This is a genomic window from Desulfogranum mediterraneum DSM 13871 (assembly GCF_000429965.1).
In the GTDB taxonomy this organism is placed as follows: Bacteria; Desulfobacterota; Desulfobulbia; order Desulfobulbales; family Desulfobulbaceae; genus Desulfogranum; species Desulfogranum mediterraneum.
In genome coordinates this window covers 137,531-155,369 of sequence record NZ_AUCW01000003.1, presented here as the reverse complement: position 1 = coordinate 155,369, position 17,839 = coordinate 137,531, and the positions used below count along the sequence as shown (strand labels likewise).

14 protein-coding genes are annotated in these 17,839 nt (G+C 60.6%); 4 read left to right on the top strand and 10 right to left on the bottom strand.

All coding sequences use genetic code 11. The features are described 5' to 3' along the window. Positions 1-122 precede the first annotated feature (122 nt). The 4 genes from G494_RS0100695 to G494_RS21285 all read right to left on the bottom strand — a co-directional run bounded on the left by G494_RS0100695 (position 123) and on the right by G494_RS21285 (position 4,560). Entirely contained in the window at positions 123-764 is a 642-nt protein-coding gene (locus G494_RS0100695) for a phosphatidylserine decarboxylase family protein (protein ID WP_028582964.1), read from the bottom strand. A gap of 230 nt (positions 765-994) precedes the next feature. Further along, positions 995-2,695 carry a biosynthetic-type acetolactate synthase large subunit gene (gene ilvB, locus G494_RS0100685; protein WP_028582963.1) on the bottom strand — a complete coding sequence of 567 codons (1,701 nt, stop codon included), beginning with the start codon at positions 2,693-2,695 and terminating at the stop codon, positions 995-997. A gap of 225 nt (positions 2,696-2,920) precedes the next feature. Further along, entirely contained in the window at positions 2,921-3,514 is a 594-nt protein-coding gene (locus G494_RS21290; protein ID WP_051305189.1) for a tetratricopeptide repeat protein, read from the bottom strand. A gap of 221 nt (positions 3,515-3,735) precedes the next feature. Then, positions 3,736-4,560 (bottom strand): class I SAM-dependent methyltransferase, encoded by an 825-nt coding sequence (locus G494_RS21285; RefSeq protein ID WP_051305187.1) that lies wholly within the window; start codon positions 4,558-4,560, stop codon positions 3,736-3,738. Positions 4,561-4,862: 302 nt separating this feature from the next. Here G494_RS21285 and rpmB point away from each other — a divergent pair, with 302 nt between their 5' ends. Both rpmB and G494_RS0100660 read left to right on the top strand, forming a co-directional pair. Next, entirely contained in the window at positions 4,863-5,057 is a 195-nt protein-coding gene (gene rpmB / locus G494_RS25935) for a 50S ribosomal protein L28 (protein ID WP_084456228.1), read from the top strand. A gap of 158 nt (positions 5,058-5,215) precedes the next feature. Then, positions 5,216-5,470 (top strand): hypothetical protein, encoded by a 255-nt coding sequence (locus G494_RS0100660; RefSeq protein WP_028582961.1) that lies wholly within the window; start codon positions 5,216-5,218, stop codon positions 5,468-5,470. Between the two features lie 187 nt (positions 5,471-5,657). Here G494_RS0100660 and G494_RS0100655 read toward each other — a convergent pair whose 3' ends face one another. Then, on the bottom strand, positions 5,658-6,485 hold the full coding sequence (locus tag G494_RS0100655) for an SDR family NAD(P)-dependent oxidoreductase (protein WP_028582960.1): 828 nt from the start codon (positions 6,483-6,485) through the stop codon (positions 5,658-5,660). Between the two features lie 85 nt (positions 6,486-6,570). Between G494_RS0100655 and G494_RS0100650 the strand changes: the two genes are divergently transcribed. Beyond that, entirely contained in the window at positions 6,571-9,447 is a 2,877-nt protein-coding gene (locus G494_RS0100650) for a M16 family metallopeptidase (RefSeq protein ID WP_028582959.1), read from the top strand. Between the two features lie 8 nt (positions 9,448-9,455). On the opposite strand, the gene G494_RS0100645 is transcribed toward G494_RS0100650, so the two are convergent. Continuing rightward, positions 9,456-10,382 carry a universal stress protein gene (locus tag G494_RS0100645; protein ID WP_028582958.1) on the bottom strand — a complete coding sequence of 309 codons (927 nt, stop codon included), beginning with the start codon at positions 10,380-10,382 and terminating at the stop codon, positions 9,456-9,458. An 88-nt stretch (positions 10,383-10,470) separates the two neighbouring features. Beyond that, the gene (locus G494_RS0100640) at positions 10,471-11,433 is read right to left on the bottom strand and encodes a membrane protein (RefSeq protein WP_028582957.1); all 963 of its coding nucleotides are present in this window, start codon (positions 11,431-11,433) and stop codon (positions 10,471-10,473) included. A 108-nt stretch (positions 11,434-11,541) separates the two neighbouring features. Between G494_RS0100640 and G494_RS0100635 the strand changes: the two genes are divergently transcribed. Further along, a complete protein-coding gene (locus tag G494_RS0100635) occupies positions 11,542-12,705 on the top strand; it encodes an RtcB family protein (RefSeq protein ID WP_028582956.1) in 1,164 nt (387 codons plus the stop codon). 129 nt (positions 12,706-12,834) lie between these two features. On the opposite strand, the gene G494_RS0100630 is transcribed toward G494_RS0100635, so the two are convergent. From G494_RS0100630 to G494_RS0100615, 3 genes are all read right to left on the bottom strand, one after another. Next, positions 12,835-13,752 (bottom strand): substrate-binding periplasmic protein, encoded by a 918-nt coding sequence (locus tag G494_RS0100630; protein ID WP_028582955.1) that lies wholly within the window; start codon positions 13,750-13,752, stop codon positions 12,835-12,837. A gap of 40 nt (positions 13,753-13,792) precedes the next feature. After that, the gene (gene sppA, locus G494_RS21280) at positions 13,793-15,697 is read right to left on the bottom strand and encodes a signal peptide peptidase SppA (RefSeq protein WP_051305185.1); all 1,905 of its coding nucleotides are present in this window, start codon (positions 15,695-15,697) and stop codon (positions 13,793-13,795) included. A gap of 192 nt (positions 15,698-15,889) precedes the next feature. Then, positions 15,890-17,806 carry a hybrid sensor histidine kinase/response regulator gene (locus G494_RS0100615; protein WP_028582954.1) on the bottom strand — a complete coding sequence of 639 codons (1,917 nt, stop codon included), beginning with the start codon at positions 17,804-17,806 and terminating at the stop codon, positions 15,890-15,892. Positions 17,807-17,839 lie beyond the last annotated feature (33 nt).

Below are 17,839 nucleotides of genomic sequence, written 5' to 3'. Positions count from 1 at the left end.
GTCCTGGTTGAGGCCCCTGTTGCTGTTGATGGGGAGGTCGGGGAGTGCCGAGTTGGGGGGCTGGCTGTTCCCTTCGGGGAATCAGAGGGAGCAGCCCGGCCGACCCGGACGACAGGGGAGCTCTAGAGGATACCCAGCAGGCTCTCTCCGGCCCTGACCCGCTCTCCGACCCTGACCCGGATATCCGCCTCCAGGGGCAGGTAGATGTCGACCCTCGATCCGAAACGGATCAGGCCGTAGCGCTGGCCTGCCTCCAGCCGATCTCCCGGGGCGACCCGACAGACGATCCGGCGGGCAATCAAACCGGCGATCTGGACCGTGCAGTAGGACTGTTTCCGGGGGGTCTCCATGGTCACGGCACAGTACTCATTGTGCAGGACCGCCTTGTCCTTGTCAGCGGCGTAGAAGCTGCCCGGTTTGAAGCGTACCCCGGTAACGGTCCCCGCCAGCGGCGCCCGGTTGACGTGGACATCGAAGATGTTCATAAAGATACTGATTTTTTTGGTCGGTCCCTGGAAGAAGCGTTCATCCTCGGTCTCCTTGACAATGATCACCTTGCCGTCTGCCGGCGAGACAATGGCGCCGCTCTCTTCCGGGGGGACCCGGGCCGGGTCCCTGAAGAACCAGGTCGAGAAGATGGTCAGGCTCAGGCTGATCAGGGCTGGGATACAGAGATCCACCAGGGCGAAGATCAGGGCTGCAAAGGCGCTGATCAGGATAAAGGGATAGCCTTCCGGGGTGATGGAGATGCTTGTCTGTTTCATGGTATCTGGGGGTGGGGATTAGGGGGAACCGGGCTTCGCGCCCAGGGTGAACTGCCCGTGCCGCTGTAGATCCGCTGTGAGAGCGATGGCCTTGGGGATATCAACGATTGCCTCGAGCCTGGCTGGCGAGCCAGTGAGCTGTGAGAGGGGTTGCTTCATGGAGCTCGTCCTTGTTGCAGGCAGGAACGCTCCGGCTCGTGGAGGGAGCCGGAGCGTGGTCATGGTGGTGGTCAGACCAGCAGCATCTCGGTGTTGGCCTTGCCGGCCGGAACCATGGGGAAGACCCCCTCTTCACGGCTGATGGAAAAATCCATCAGCACAGAGTTGTCGGTGTCCAGGGCCTCCTGGATCACCGGGCGGACCTCGTCCTTGGTGGTGGCCCGCAGGCCCACGGCGCCGAAGGCCTTGGCCAACTCCACAAAATCAGGGGTATACTCCATGGCCGTGGAGGCGTAGTGACGGTCATAGAACAGCTCCTGCCACTGGCGGACCATGCCGAGGAACTTGTTGTTCAGGATGGCGACCTTCACCGGGATGCCATACTGTTTGGCAGTGGCCAGTTCCTGGATATTCATCTGGATGGAACCGTCGCCGGCAATGTCGAACACCGGCAGGTCGGGAAAGGCAAATTGGGCGCCAATGGCGGCAGGCAGGCCATAGCCCATGGTGCCGAGGCCGCCGGAGGTGAGCAGGCGGCGGGGTTGGTTAAAGGTGTAGAACTGGGCCGCCCACATCTGGTTCTGCCCCACCTCGGTGGTGATGATGGCGTTGCCGCCGGTCAACTCGTTGATGGTTTCGATCACATACTGGGGCTTGATGATCTGCCCCTCGTCGTGGTAGCTCAGAGGGTGCTTGCGATCCCACTCCCTGACCTGCTCCACCCAGGGCCGGTGACGGGTCGCCACCTCCTTGAGGTTGAGTTCCCGGTACTCCTCGAGCCAGCTGAGCATGGCCTGGAGGGCCTCTCTGCAGTCGGCGACGATGGGGATGTCCACCTCGATGTTCTTGCTGATGGAGGTGGGGTCAATATCGATATGGATGATATCGGCATGGGGGGCAAAGGCCTCCAGCTTGCCGGTGACCCGGTCATCAAAACGGGCGCCCACGGCGATGAGGAGGTCGCTCTTGGCCACCGACATGTTGGCGGCATAGCTGCCATGCATGCCCAGCATGCCCAGGGAGAGCTCGTCTGAGCCCGGGAAGGCCCCGAGCCCCATCAGGGTCATGGTCACCGGGATATTGAGTTCTCTGGCCAGTCGGGTCAGTTCCTGGTTGCCGTCGGCAAGGATGACCCCGCCGCCCACATAGAGGACCGGCTTCTCGGCCTTGAGGCAGGCCCTGCAGGCCTTTTCCACCTGACCGGGATCTGGGGTGGTGTTGGGCTGGTAGGTCGGGATCTTTATCGGTCTCTTTTCCGGGTAATCGATCAGGGCGGCGATCACGTCCTTGGGCAGGTCCACCAGGACCGGGCCGGGTCGTCCAGAGGCGGCCAGGTAGAAGGCCTCCCTGAGGATGGGGACCAGCTGGTCCGGATCGCTGACCAGGTAGTTGTGTTTGGTACAGGGACGGGTGATACCCACGATGTCCACCTCCTGGAAGGCATCGTTGCCGATCAGGGGGCGGGGTACCTGGCCGGTGAGGACCACCAGGGGAATGGAGTCGCAGTAGGCGGTGGCAATGGCGGTAACCCCGTTGGTGGCGCCGGGGCCTGAGGTGAGCACGGCCACCCCGACCTTGCCCGTGGCCCGGGCAAAGCCGTCGGCTGCGTGGACCGCTCCCTGCTCATGGCGGACCAGGACGTGTTTGATGGTTGATTTGCACAACTGGTCATAGAGCTCAATCACAGCGCCGCCGGGATACCCGAATAGTAACTCAACTCCCTCTTCCTGCAGGCATTTGATGATGGCCTGCGATCCTGGTATCTTACTCATGTTTTTCGTCCCTCTTTGCTGTGTTTGAGCATCAGTGCAGTGGTCTGTGGGGGGCATGGCCCAGCATTGGCTGGAGCATGGTCGGCAATCGGCATGGTTGTGTTTCAGTTGAAGCGTTGACGGCACAATTACAGACCAACCTTGAACTATATATAGAGGATGAAAAGGGGTGTCAAGCTTTCCCCGTAGCAGTGGGAATAATTCCCCCTGCCCGGCTCGCTGCTGCTATTGCTCCCGACCATCCCCGGAACGCTCCAACTGATCGATGATCTCGGCAAGGGGCGTCCCTGAGGGCGCTGTGGCCCCGGGCTTGCGAGCCAGCAACTCTTTCCACTGGCCGATGGCCCCTGGGGTATCCTTGAAGTCGTTGAGCAGCACCACACCCTTGTTAAAGCGGGCCTGTTCATGGTTAGGGTCCAGGCCGAGGACCCGGTCAAAACTGGCAATGGCCCGATCCGGCTGGCCGTTACGGCGATACATCACCCCCAGGTCGGTCAGGGTGTTGGTGTTGTCCGGGCTGATGCGCAGGGCCTGTTCATAGGCGTGGATCGCCTTGGCATACTCGTCTATATCAAAGTAGGCATGGCCGAGCCTGGTCCAGGCCTCACCGTCCTTGGGGTTGGCCTGGGTCCGTTTCTCCAGGGCCAGGAGGGCGGTATTGTCCTCCGGGTGATCATGCTTCTGGGCAGTGGTGGTGGCCGGGACCTGCATGGAGCTGTAGAAGACGCCACCCACAAAGCCGATGAGCAGGGAGGCGATGATACTGATGTAGAGAGTCTGTCTGCTGGTCTGCTGCTGTTGTTGCCTGTTGGTAGCCATGTGGTGTTTCTCCGCACTGTTGATGATCTGATGAGGGTAAGGGGAGCACCCCCCAGAGAGGGGGGCTCCTGCTGCAAGCACTGGGTTGTCTGCAGTATAACCATGCTCATGGGGAAAAGCACTACCACAATGGGGGAGGCGCTCTTAGCTGTGAAAAAAGCGCGACCGGCTCGGCTCCCGCCCTCTTTGGGGAAGCGCTTGGAGTCGATGCTCCTGATCGTCTAGAGGATGGTCGCCTGGAAGCAGACCCGGTCGGTGGTCGGGCCGCAGTGGCCGCAGCGTCTGTACGTCACCGCCTCCAGGCGGCGCTGACGGTGTCTGCAGGCGGCCCTGATCTGGGTCACCACCACCTGATTGGCGCCCTGCTCGACCATGGCATAGTGGTGGAGGGTGCCTCCGGGTCTGAGCGTCTGAATGGCGCTGTCCAAAAGCGAGGTGTGAGCCGTGGGGAGCACGGTGATCAGTCGGTCAACGCTCTGCTTGAGGCGGCTTGGAGCCTGACCGGCATCTCCCAGGAGGAATCGGACATTCTGGATCCGTCTGTTGGCCTGGAGGTTCTGGAGGGCAAAGCCGTGGGCAAGGGGATTTTTTTCGATGCCGATGATGGCGGCGGCTGCACTGTGTCTGGCGATTACCAGGGGAAAGGGGCCTACTCCGGAACAGAAGACCGCCACCTCTTCACCGGCTTCAACCAGTTGAGCGATCCGCAACCGCTCTCCTGCCAACCGTCCGGAATAGTAGACGCTCTCCGGGTTGAGGTGCAGCCAGACGCCGTTTTCCCGATGGCGGGTCTCCTTGCGCGGCTCGCCAGCAATGACGGCGAGTTTGCGGGTACGGAAGTCGCCATGGTGGGGGCCGACGCGTTTGGCCACCACCCTGACCGAAGGGTGCAACTGGAGCAAACGTTGGCCGATGCGCTGCTCTTGGGCCAGGAGGTGTCCTGGGATGGTGGTGATGATGATGTCGCCGACCCGGTCGTAGCTGCGGATCAGGGCATCGATATCCGCTTGATCCAGGGTGGCTTCAGGGGGATTTTCGGGGTTCATGACAGGGCTGCGGGGCTGATCGGATCGTTAAGATGGACTGTGGGCTCTACTCTCTCGTAAGGACCGGTCAGGTCGCTGTTCAGGTGATCGAGCAGATCTTGGTTCTGCTATGGGCTGGGTCTGTTGCCACCTTTTACCATCTTTCAGCGCAGAGGTGGCTTTTTTTTAGGCTGGCGCCGGCCAGTAGGGCCTCGTTGGAACCAGAGCCCTTCTTTTTTAGGGAAAAAAACTTGCATTTATTTCTGATGGAGGTAGTATCTTTTTTTTGTGAATTTTGAATACCTGTTTTAGGAGAAGATATCATGGCCCGTGTATGTGAAATTTGTGGTAAAGGTCCTGTTACTGGAAACAATGTCAGTCATGCCCATAACAAGACCCGCCGTCGCTGGCTTCCAAATCTGCAGCGGGTGAGAACAGTAAGCGACAGCGGTCGAACTGTTCGTATTAATGCCTGTACACGCTGTATCCGATCTGGAGCCGTTGTCAAACCAGCCTGATGAGTACTGGTTCCCGGTTTTGGGCGAGTGGAGTTTCTCTTCTCGCCCTTTTTCTTTTTTGTCGCACCGTGCAGGTTGGCCGTTGAGCAGCCGGCATGGTCCTGTCGAAATGCCTGGGGTCACACCCGGGGAAGTGGAGAGCAAGTGCGGAGGTCAAGATGAGCGAAGAAGTTCGTTTTTTACCCTATGAAGAGGCGTCGCGGCTGGTGGCAGCCATTCAGGAAGAAGAAAATATTCATCGTCCCGACTATCGTGTCCTGACCGTCTACAATCATGACAACAGGGAACTCTGTTGGTTTGATTACGAGGAGGTGATGGAGGATGCCGGAATTGATAAAAAAGATGAAAAGGCCCAGGAAAAGGTCACCGAATATCTCCTCCACCGCATCCCTGACTGGGCCCTGGATATTTAGGCCCTTCCCGGCACGGAGATCCTGATCCCGGTCGTCGTCCTTTTCCGGAGAACTTCGACGCGCAGCAGGCGTGCAGGTCTTGGTTGAGTTCGTCTGCTGCCGGCGTCGCTTCTTTCCAGGAGAGCGGCTTGCCCTCTATCTTCCTCTCCGGTCCGCTGCTGACCGTCCCCCCCCCCTGCTTTTTTTTTTAGATCACACCAGCCGGCATCTCCGGTACCTCCTCGCCACCGAGCAGATAGCCTCCGTCCAGACGGATGGTGCTGCCGGTCATGAAGGTCGCCCCCTCCAGGAGAAAGAGGAGCGTCGCCACCACCTCCTCAGCTCTACCTGTGCGTCCCAGCAGGGTGTGAGCGATGAGCTCCTCCTGCTGGGACGCTGCTAACTCCCCCCAGCCCCGGGTACCGGGTCCATGGCGTGTCTCAAATAATCCCAGCATGATCTCGTTGACCCGGATATCCGGGGCACAGAGGCGTGCCCAGGTTTGGGTCAGGGACTGGATCCCCCGGTTGGCCGCGGCATAGCCGTCGTTGAAGAGGAGGCCGGCCGGACCGGACCGGCCGGTGAGTGCGGCGATGGAGGAGAGGTTGACCACTGCCCCCTCCCTGCTTTTCTTCAACAGCGGCAGGCACTGTTCAAAGACCTGCCACTTGGCATGGAGGGTGGTCTCCATCTCCAGCTGCCACTGCTGCCGGTTGATGCTGCGGTGGTAGCTGCCGTGGATGATCGGCATCCCGCCCCGTTCGATGTTGTTGACCAGGATGTCGAGCCGACCGAAGCGTGTTTCAATCTGTTCAACCAGGCGGAGGATGTCCTCGCTGCGGCGAAGGTCTGCCTGGATGGTGCAGTGGCGGTTATCGTCGCCGCTAAAGGTCCGGCACATGGCAGCGGAGGCCTCGGGCCAGTCAAACCAGGGAAGCACCAGTCTGGCCCCCCTGGCGGCCAGGGAGGTGGCGATGGCAAGGCCGATGCCCCGGGAGCCGCCCAGGACCAGCGCAATTTTTCCGGAAATATTCATTTGGACTCTGCAGGATTCTGTTTATTGTTGTGGGGAGCAGCTTGCAACCCATCGTACCCAGAACCCCTTTGGTAAAGGACCTCCCATGAACGATCAGTCACGATCCATCATACCCGCTGTCGGCGGTTTTGCCCTGTTGTTTTTCGTCGGCCTGCTCCTGGCCGGCTGTGGCTCGCTCTTTCCGGAAAAGAGCGGGACCCAGCACAGGCTCGACAACAGGGCCTGGCCCCATGAACTCAGTGATCTCCCACCCGATCCTGCCATCCACTTCGGTCGCCTGGACAATGGCCTGCGCTACCTGCTCCTCAGCAATAAAGAACCTCAAAACCGGGTCGGGCTCTACCTCAATGTCCAGGCCGGATCGCTCCAGGAATCGGATCAGGAGCGCGGTCTGGCCCACTACCTGGAGCATATGCTCTTTAACGGCACCAGCCATTATCCGCCAGGAACCCTGGTGGAGTACTTCCAGTCCATCGGCATGGGCTTTGGCGCTGATACCAACGCCCATACCGGTTTTGCAGAGACCGTTTATAAACTGGTGCTGCCCTCTGCCGATCCTGGGATGCTCGATGAAGGGCTGCTGGTGCTGGCCGATTATGCCCGGGGAGCCCTCTTGCTGGAAGAGGAGGTGGAGCGGGAGCGGGGGATTATTCTCGCCGAGAAGCGGGCCCGTGATTCGGTGGCCGCCCGGGTACGCAAGCAGCAGCTTCAGTTCGAGTTTGCGGGTACCCGGGTGGCGAAGCGAGACCCCATCGGCAGCGAAGAGGTGCTTCTGGAGGCGGACAGTGCACGGTTGCGTGGCTACTATGACCGCTGGTACCGGCCGGAGCGTCTCATGGTGGTGGTGGTCGGTGATATGGATCCTGCCCAGGTGGAGCCGCTTCTGATCTCCCGCTTCAGCCCCATTCAGGCCGCTGCCCCTGGGGCCGTCGATCCTCCCCTGGGGACCCTCGAGGAAGAGGGCAGCACTGTGCTCTACCTCCATGAGCCGGAGCTGGGTGCCACCCGGGTTGCCCTGGGTACGGTCTTTAACCAGACACCCCAGCCGGATACCAGTTCCTGGGAGCGGCAGCAACTGAGCAACTATGTCGCCACCTCCATCCTGGCCAACCGCCTGGACAAGCTGGTGCGCCGAGCAGACAGCCCCCTTGTCTCAAGCCAGGCCCATGCCGGGACCTTTCTCCAGCGCTTGGGCTATGCCCGGCTGAGCGCGGTGGTGAAGGGGGAGCGTTGGCAGGAGGGGCTGGCCCTGTTGGACCAGACCCTTGGCCAGGCCCTGGAGTCGGGATTCACCCCAGCCGAGCTTGAGCGGGTCAAGCGGGAGCTGCAGGCCTATCTGGAGAAGCAGTTGCAGACCGCGGCTACCCGCAACTCCATGGAGCTTGCCGCCACCATGATCAGGAAACTCAACAACCAGGAGGTGCTGCTCTCGCCCCAGCAGGAGGAGGCGCTCTACGCTCCCATGCTTGAGGCCATGACCCTGGCCGAGGCCAACCAGGCCCTGGTGGGCCTCTGGCAGGGAGAGCGGCGTCTGCTGGAGGTGATCGGCGCCGTTGATCTGGAGCAGGGGGAACTCTCTGCCCGCCAACAGATTCTGGCCGCTGTCGAGCAGCAGACAGGCCGGGAGATGGTGGACTGGAAGCAGAGAGAGGAGGTGGCCTTTCCCTACCTGCCGCCCGCCGAGCAGCCTGCCCAGGTGGTGGCCCAGGAGAACTATCCAGCGATCAAGATGGAGCGCTACCTCTTCCAGGATGGGACCAGGCTGCATGTTAAACAGACCGATTTTCAGGAGAACCAGATCCAGCTCGCCGTCCATTTCGGCCAGGGGCTGCGCTCGGAACCCCTGGCCGGCATGGCTGCATTTGCAGAAGGGCTGCTCAGGGAGAGCGGCCTGGGACGCCTGAATCGTGAGCAGCTGGAGGAGACCCTGGCCGGCACCAATGTTCAGCTCCAGTTTCAGGTTGGCAGAGAGAGCTTTGTCCTCGCAGGCAGCGGTTTGAGTGAAGAGCTGGAACTGTTGCTTCAACTGGTCCAGACCCAGCTCCTTGAGCCGGTGTTTCGAGAGAAGGCCTATCTCCGCACCAGAACCCGCCTGCTGCAGATGTACGATCAACTGGAGAACAGTGTCGAGGGGCAGCAGCAGCTGGTGGGAGAAGGCTTCTTCACCAGCAACCATCCCCTCTATACCATGGCCGACCGTCAGCAGGTCATGGCCATCGAGCTGGATGAGATCAAGGCCTGGCTGCAGCCGATCCTGGCTACGGCACCTCTGGAGATCAGCATTGTCGGCGATATGGCACCCGAGAAGGCCAGGGAGCTGGTGGCCCGTTATTTCGGAGCAGGGCAACGTGCTGCTGCCCCGGCAGCAGACATCCAGCAGGTGAGCTTTCCTGCCGGTGCACGCCGGCTGGAGAGGGTCAAGAGCGAGATCGACAAGGCCCTGGTGACGGTGGCCTGGCAGACCGATGATTTCTGGGATATTTCCAAAACCAGGCGCCTGAATCTGCTGGCCGCGGTCCTGGGTGAGCGCTTGCGGCTCAAGGTTCGTGAAGAGTTGGGCGCCACCTATTCGCCGGTGGTCTATAACCGTTCCAGCCGGGTCAGCAAGGGGTTTGGGATCTTACGCAGTCAGCTGAGTGTTGCCCCGGATCAGGCCCTGGCCCTGGCCGGGATTGTCCAGGAGGTGGCCGGCTCCCTGGCCCGGGAGCTGTTGAGCGAGGAGGAGCTGGATCGCTCTCTGGAGCCCACCCTCACCTCGATCAGGGATTTCCAGCGGAGCAACAGCTACTGGCTCAATGCGGTCCTTGCCCTCTCCAGCAGGCATCCCCGGCAGCTGCAGTGGCCCCTGACCATCCTCAGTGACTTTGCAGCGATCACGCCCGAGGAGATCCAGCGCCTGGCAGGCCGGTACCTCCAGTCGGGGCAGGCAGCGGTGTTGGTGGTGAGCTCGGCCCAGGAGTAGGCCGCCTTTCAGCCCACCAGCCAGGTCGCGATGTTGGAGGCCTGCTGTACCGTCCGGTCGGAAACGCCCTTGAACAGTCCCTTGGTCGACTGACGACCACGGCGACCGATGACCACGGTGCCGCAGTTGTATCTCTTGGCCTGGCGGAGGAGGTCAAAGCCTACGTCCAGATGCATCTGGGCCGGCAGTTGGGAGATCCGCTGGCCCGGGAAGCCGTGGTCCCGCAGCACCTGGGCATGGGCATAGAAGAGAAAGTTTTCCAGGTCAAGGTACTGCTCGCACCACTGTTGTCCCCACCGGTCGTGGAAGGTCTCGGCTGCAGCCGGGGCCTGACGACCGAACATGCTGTTGGAGTGGTAGAGACAGATCTCGGCCCCGTTGTGGTCCTTGAGCATGTAGGCCAGATGGTCGGCAGCCATCAGGGATTCGGGCTGGCTCTGCACTGCCAGCAGAAAACGCTGGGAGGCCACCTCGCCGTCAATGATCCAGAGCGGGATCTCATGACACTTTTGGAGCAGTTCACTGGAGGTGCTGCCCAAAAACATGCCGCCCACAGTACCCACCCCCCGACGCCCGATGAGAACTCCGTCATAGTGCCCCTGGGTGGCATGCTGATGGATGGCAGCGGCTACGCCGCTGCTGGTGGTTGTGCTGCTGAAACTGATCTGTTCCTTGGCAAAGCCGTTACGTGCCAACCGTTCCCGGGCATCTTTCAGGTAGCGGTGGGCGGTCCGAGATCGTTTCTCGGCAGCTGGCGACTGTTGTCGCAGTGGGTCGACATCAAACATCCAGTCCTGGCTGCTGCCGCCGGCGGCAACTATGCTGAGCAGGTGGACATGGAAGTCGCTGTCTCGGGCAAAGATCTTGATAAGGTAGTCCAGACTGTTGGAGCTGTAGACAGAACCGTCAATGGCTACCAGAACCTTCTTTTCCATGGGAACGCTCCTTGGCTGGGAGGCAGCTGCGGACGCCGCTGCTCTCTTGGTTGCTGCTTTTATTTTACCATCTTTTGTCAGGAAAAGTCTATCTGCTGAACCAAAAATAGAGCAGTGCCATCAGGGCGATACTGATGGTGCGAAAACTCTGGGAAAAGAGGATCAACTGCGAGGCCAGGGCCGGCTTGAAGATACCTGCATAGTAGGGAAACTGGTGACGCAGCGCCCGGATGGGGGAAGAGAGAATGTTGCCCACCAGCAGGGCCAGGATGATCTCCCGGGTCGTCATGGTTCCGTCGGCGAGCATGGCGCCTGCAGCGGCCAGACCTGCGGAAAACTCGGCCGCCACATGGAGGACCACGATGGACATGGCCTGGGGAGAGAGCCAGGAGAGCCAGGTGAAGTGGTCGGCCATGAACAGTTCCAGCCGTGCAAACACCCCGGCCTGGTTGAAAAAGTAGAACAGGCTATAGATGGGCACGGTGAAGCGGATGATCTTTTTGATCCGCCGGCGGAATCGCTTCATGGTGTTGGCCAGGGCAACCTTCAGGGTGGCCGGCGGCCGTTGCTGTTCCTCGGCCTGTTCTCCTTCCCGTTTGGGCAGGAGAAAGTGGGCCAGGAGGGCAATGGCCAAGGTGCGGAGCACTGCTGCCCCAAAGGTGAGGCCAACATAGATCACTGCCGCCCCCTTGATCAGCGGGGCTGTGATGAAAAAGGTAGTAGGCAGGTGGAGAAAGTAGGTGGGGAGGCTGTTGAAGAGGTTGGCCAGGATCAGCTCTTTCTTGGTGATGGACTGCTGCTCATAGCCTTCAGAGAGCATGGTGTTGGCTGCCACCCCGGAGAAGAAGGCCATGGAAAAGGAGGCACCGGTCAGGGAGGAGAGGTGGCCGAAACGGGTGAGGGGGCGGGCCAGGAAGGCGATCTTTCTGGTCCAGCTCAGGGCCTCGATGAAGTTGGCCACCAGCAGGCCCAGGGAGATGAAAAACAGGAGGCGGAGCAGGGGCCAGCCAAGGCCGTCCCAGAGATTGATCAGGAGGGTATCCGTGGTCATGGGGTCTTGCCTGTTGAGAGTTGGAGGGGGCGGAGCGGCGCTCGACCGTCATCGCTTGAACTGAACGGTTTTTTACTCTTATCGCTAACAAAAAACAACAAGGGTCTCATGAAAAAGATACTGTATTCGGAAAGAATCCCCCTGATGCTCTGGCTGGATGATCTGGACGGCCAGGCCCTTGAGCAGGCCAGAAACCTGGCCAACCTGCCGGCAGCCTTTCATCATGTCGCTATCATGGCCGATGCCCATGTAGGCTACGGTATGCCCATCGGCGGGGTCCTGGCCACCCTTGATGTGATCATCCCCAACGCGGTGGGGGTGGATATCGGCTGTGGGGTCTGTGCGGTCCGTACCGGGCTGGCCAGGGTTTCCAGGCAGGAGTTAAAGGCCATTGTAGGGGCACTGAGAACCACTGTTCCCCTGGGATTTCGGCATCACGCCCGGCCCAGACCAGCGGCTAAACTGCCGGAGCTGCCTCTACAGGGGGGGGAGGAGCGTCTGCCCGTGGTCTGGAGGGAGTTTGAACATGCCCGCAGCCAGTTGGGTACCCTGGGCGGAGGCAACCATTTTCTGGAAATCCAACAGGGCAGTGATCAGGCGGTCTGGCTGATGGTCCATTCGGGGAGCAGAAACCTGGGTCACACCGTGGCCACCAGCTACAACCGCCTCGCCGAACAACAGGCCGGGGCCGCGGCCAAACGACAGCAGTTGGCCCAGCTCTCGCTCCAGAGTGAGGAGGGGCAGCGTTACTTTGAGGAGATGGCGTATTGTCGGGCCTTTGCCCGGGCCAACCGCGGGGAGTTGATGGCACGGTTTCGGGAGATCGTTGCCGAGGAGACTGGTTGCAGCCATTTTGCCCCTCCCCTTGATGTGGCCCACAACTACGCAGCCCTGGAAGAACACTTTGGCCGCCAGGTGGTGGTCCACCGCAAGGGCGCCACCGCGGCCCGTGCCGGTCATCCCGGGGTGATCCCCGGCTCCCAGGGGAGTGCCAGCTATATCGTATCCGGCCTGGGTAATCCCGACGCCTTTGCCTCCTGTTCCCATGGTGCCGGTCGGCGGCTTGGCAGGCGCCAGGCCAAGCGTCGTCTGGATCTGGGACGGGAACGGCAACAACTGGAAGAACAACAGATTATCCATAGCCTGCGGAGCAGGCGGGATCTGGATGAGGCTCCGGGGGCCTACAAGGATATCGAGCAGGTGATGGCTGCTCAAGCGGACCTGGTGGAGATCAGGGTCAGGCTTGCCCCCCTTGCCGTGGTCAAGGGCTAGGGGGATGGCGCTCTTGCCGCCGGCCTCCGGTTTTCGGTGCTGCTGGAGGACGTGCCCTGGTGGGCAGGCAGGGGAATGAATTGCCTGCTGCCCCTGGGCTGCGTCTGCCATTGACCGCTAGCCGGACCTTCAGAATTGTTCGCCTGAACCGTCCATGTAGACCACCTCCCTCTCATAGAAACGGGCCAGGTTCTCCAGGCCGCGGTCCCGGGCTCCGGCATTGAAGTGCTCCTGGGCCTGCCGCGCCTCCTGATGGGAGCGGGCGTAAAAGTCTTGTCGTTGCTGGAAGTTCTTGTTCCAGGCCTTATACTGCTCCATGGCCAGTTTCTCGATGGCCCCGGCCTCTTTCAACCGTTGCAGTTGCCGATTGATCAGGGGGAGCAGCTCGCGGTGGACCGATTTTTTTGAAAACGCCATGTGCAGTGGTTGGACGGTGACCGGTTTTTCCAGAAATTCGATCTTGTCCTCCACCATCAGCAGCTTGGCGTAGATGATGGCCGGGTAGAGATCGATCAGGAGGTAATCGGCGGTATCTTCAGCCAGCATCTCAAAGGCCCGCTGGTAGGAGGTAAAGGTGAGATCCAGCTGGTCGGCAATAAAGCGGTCGAGCCTGTCACCGAAACTTTCTCCCTTGGCGGCGACTCCCTTCTTGCCCCGCATGTCATCCCAGCAGTTACAGCGGAAGCTGTCCCCTTTCTTGACCACCATGACCACCGGGCTCTTCAGAAAGGGCTCGGAGAAGTCCAGTTCCTGGAGCCGTTGTTTATTCTTATAGGCAGAGACCACCATGTCCAGCTTCCCGGCGGTGAGTTCTTCCAGGACCCCGGCCCACTCTTCCCTGCTCTGGAGCGTATAGTCGATCTTCAGCTCGTTGAGGATGGCCGCAGCCAGGGTGGGCCCGATCCCGCTGAGGGTTCCCTGTCTGTTCCAGGAGATGGGAGGGGCCTCGGGGTTGCCGCTGACCACCAGGGTGGACCGGGCCTGGGCAGCAGGGAGTGCGGCCAGGAGACAAGAGAAGAGGGCAGGAAGCAGGGTCGAATAGCGCATTGAAATCTCCTGAGATCGCGTCGGTTGAGAGGCTGGGCCTTTACAGGCTCCGGGAAGGCCCGGCGAATGAGAGGGCAGGCAATGATGCCGGCAGTAGGGCGTGGGCATAGATATCTCCCGGGTCACCCTGGAAGGGGGGTGAACTCAGCTGCTGGTTGAGCGACGAGCTGATCGATGGAGACAGTGTGTTGAGGATGGTCCTCCAGGGCAAGGAGGTCGCCGCCCTGCCGGCCAGGGTCTGGCTAAGCTGCTGGAAGAAGTTCTGCAGACCGCTGCCTTTCTGCTCCAGATAGACCGCCTCCCCAGGGGGGAGTCCGGCGAGTTCGGCTGCCTGATTAACGGCATCCTCAAGGGTCCCCAGCCGGTCAACCAGTCCCAGGCGCTGGGCACTGGTCCCGTCCCAGACCCTGCCTTCGGCAATCATCCGCACCTTGGTCAGCGGCATATCTCTGCCCTTGGCTACGATCTGAAGGAATTGGCGATACCCGTGTTCCACTCCCAGTTGGTGAGAGGAACTCTCTGCCGGACTCATGGCAGAGGCAGGGTTGCCAAAGAGGGCCGTGCTGCCTGTGGCCACGCCATCACCGCTGATCCCGATTTTTTTCAAGGTCTTGTCAATGGTAGGGACGGCCCCAAAGACGCCGATGGAGCCGGTGAGGGTGGTCGGCGCGGCAACGATCAGGTCGGCATCGGCAGCCAGCCAGTAGCCGCCGGAGGCTGCCATGGCGCCCATGGAGATCACCACCGGCCGTCCTGAGTCCTTGAAGGCCAGGAGTTCCTGGCGGATCAGCTCCGAGGCAAAGGCACTGCCGCCTCCGCTGGAAATCCGCAGGACCAGGGCCTTGATTCGGGGATTTCGTCTGGCCTGACGGATCTGCTCCGTAAGGGTGGTTGAGCTGATCTGGTTGCCCGGTCCCTCGCCGTAGATGATGTTGCCGCTGGCAACGATGATTCCCACCTGGTCAGCGGCTTGTGCAGAGGAGGAGTAGGAGGGGGTGAGGGTCTCCATGTAGCGCTCATATCCTATCCGGCTGAAGCCGCCGGCCGTACCCTCGGCCTTGCCGGCCAGCGTAGCCAGGTAGGTGGCGAGCTGCTGGCGGCTCTTTAGGCCATCCACCAGGCCCGTTGCCAGCGCCATCCGGGCGTGGTCGCCCCTGGCCTCCTTGAGCCGGTCCGGCAGGGTCTCCACCAGCTGTTTGAAGGCGCTGCTGCTCATCTCACGGTTATGGGCGACCTCGCTGGAGTAGACCTCCCAGAGGGCATTCAGCCAGACCCTGTTGGCCTCCTTGGCAGCCGGCGACATGCTGTCTCTGATCAGTGGTTCCAGGGCCGACTTAAAGCTCCCTACCCGGAAGACATGAAAGTCAACCTCCAGTCGCGTCAGCAGTTGTTTCAGGTAGAGCCGGAAGAGTCCGAACCCCTTCAGCCTGACCCTTCCCATGGGGTGGAGATAGATCTCATCGGCACTGGAGGCCAGATAGTATTGGCTCTGACTGTAGTTATCTGCGGTGGCAATGACCGGTTTGCCCGTCTCTTTAAAGCGGCGTACTGCCCCGGCGATGGCCTGGACCTGGTCCAGGCCGATCCGGCCCAGCCGATCCGGGGCGAGCAGCAGGCCGTTGATGCGTGGATCATCGGCTGCCGCTGTGATCGTGTCGAGGACATCCTGGAGGAGGATATCCCGATGGACCGGCAGGCCGGCCAGTTTGTTGACCACCCCGGCCAGGGGGTCGATGGCTGAACGTTGTTCGACAATATTGCCCTGGGGGGCAAAGACTAAAAAGGCGCTCTCCGGGAGTTTTTCAGCAGGGGGTTCCAACAGGGCCATGGCCAGCAGGGCCAGGGAGGCGAGCAGCAGCAGGCTGGTGAACAGGGCCGCAGCGGTGGTGAGGCATTTCCAGAGCCAGTAGAACGGCAGCCAGAGAATCGAGAAGAATTTTTTCACGTTGAGCGCTCCGTTATAATGGAGGATGAGGCGAGCATAGGCTGCAATCCCATGGAGTTAGGTCTATGGGGCAAGGGTATTGCTAATTGATGGGAAAGTCAAACAATAGCTGCATCCCTGCCTTTGAGCTGGGCTGGAATGGGGAGGGGCCTTCTCCGGGCGGCGAAGGCTGCGGTGCGGCGCAGGCAGAGATCAGCTATGGACTGGAGGGGCGCTGAACTCCAGCTGCAGGGCCTGGCCAAGCTCATGGAGTGAATAGGGCTTTTTGATAAACTGTGTGATGCCCAGCTCTCTGGCCAGGTCAACGTCTCTGCTGGAGGAGTAGCCGCTGGTAATGATCGCCTTCTGCTCCGGCACCTCTTCCAGGATGCGTCGGTAGGTCTCACAGCCGTTGATGCCGGGATCCATCAACATGTCGAGGATGACCAGGTCAACCTGCTTTTCTTTGATAAACTCCAGGGCCTGCTCCCCCGAGGGCACGGTGTAGGGCTGGTAGCCCATCCGGTTGAGGAGCCGGGAGGCTATCTCCCGCTGGCTCTTCTGGTCATCCACCACCAGGATGCGTTGGCCCTTGCCCTGATGGGTGGGCAGGGCAGCGGGACGCACACTGGTCCGGCAGCAGGCCTTGATCACAGGAAAGTAGAGAGAGAAGAGGGTGCCGGCCTTACTGCTGCCTAGGTCGATGTAGCCGCCATGGTCATGGACCGTATTCCAGACCACGGCCAGCCCCAGTCCGGTGCCGCTGCGGCCCATGATCTTCTTGCTGTAGAACGGACTGAAGATCTTGGCCCGGTCCTCCGGAGATATCCCGGCCCCATCGTCTTCAACGGCAATCACGACATACTCTCCCGCTTCAATCAGCTCATAGCCCTGGTAAGGTTGCTGCAGGCAGAGGTTTCTGGTGGTCACGGTGATGACCCCCCTGGTCTGGATGGCCTCGGCGGCATTGTTGACCAGGTTGGTGAGGGATTTTGAGATATGCATCCCTGAGCAGTTGATGGTGAGGAGCCTGTCTTCCAGGTAGGAGAGGACCGTGATCTCGGGAAATCGCTGGCAGATATTGTTGTACTCCACCGAACTGAAGTAGCCGGAGACGATGGTATTGATGTTGCGGGGCTCTTTTTTGCAAGAGGCTCCCCGGGCCACGGTGAGGAGGTCATCCACCACCGCTGCCGCACGTCGGCCGGCATCGCGGACCATGGTGATCTCTTCGCGATATTTGAAGTTTTCATCCAGATCCAGGAGCAGCAACTCAGGGTAGGTGATGATCCCGGCCAGGATGTTGTTGAGGTCATGGGCAACGGATCCGGCCATCAGGCCGAGGGACTCCATCCGTTTGGCATCGGTGAGCTGTTCCTGGAGGTTGAGCTTCTGCTGGAGAGCGAGTTCACTGATGGTCACGTCACGGATGGCGGCCACCTGGACCTGCTTGCCCTGGTAATCGATATGTTTGACCCGGATCTCCACCGGAAAGGATTGGCCCCCCTTCTTGATCCCCCGGGCCTTGAAGGGACCGATGGCATCAGGGCTGGTCTGGGCATGAAGAGCCTGGATGGAGTTCTTGTCCAGGAGGATGTCGAAGATCTGCCTGCCGATGAGTTCATCCTCGCTGTAGCCGAACATCTCGCAGAGCTGGTTGTTGGTCTGGAGGAGGATCCCCTTGTTGTAGATGATGATCCCTTCCCAGGTGGCCTGGGAGAGCTGGCGAAACCGTTTCTCGCTGGTATGGAGTGCCTTTTTCAGGTTCTGATGCTGGATGGCGCGGGCGATGGTACGGAGGATGCTGTCCAGGGGACAGGGCTTACGGAGGAAATCATAGACCCCGTGGCGCAGGGCTTCCACCGCATTATCCACCGTGGCGCTGCCGGTGAGGATGATTACGGCGGTATCCGGATGGTTGCTCACGGTATGGGCAGCCAGCTCCAGGCCGGAAAAGTCTGGTAAGCCTATGTCCAGGAGGACCGCATCAAAGACATAGTTGCTAAGGTAAAAGAGGCCCTCCTTGCCGCTGTTTGCCGTCTCTGCATGATACCCCTCGGCCTGGAGGAGTACCTGGAGACTGGAACAAAAATGAGGCTCGTCGTCGATGATGAGGAGAGAGTATTCCATGGGCGCTTATCCTGAGCAAGAAGACGAGATCAA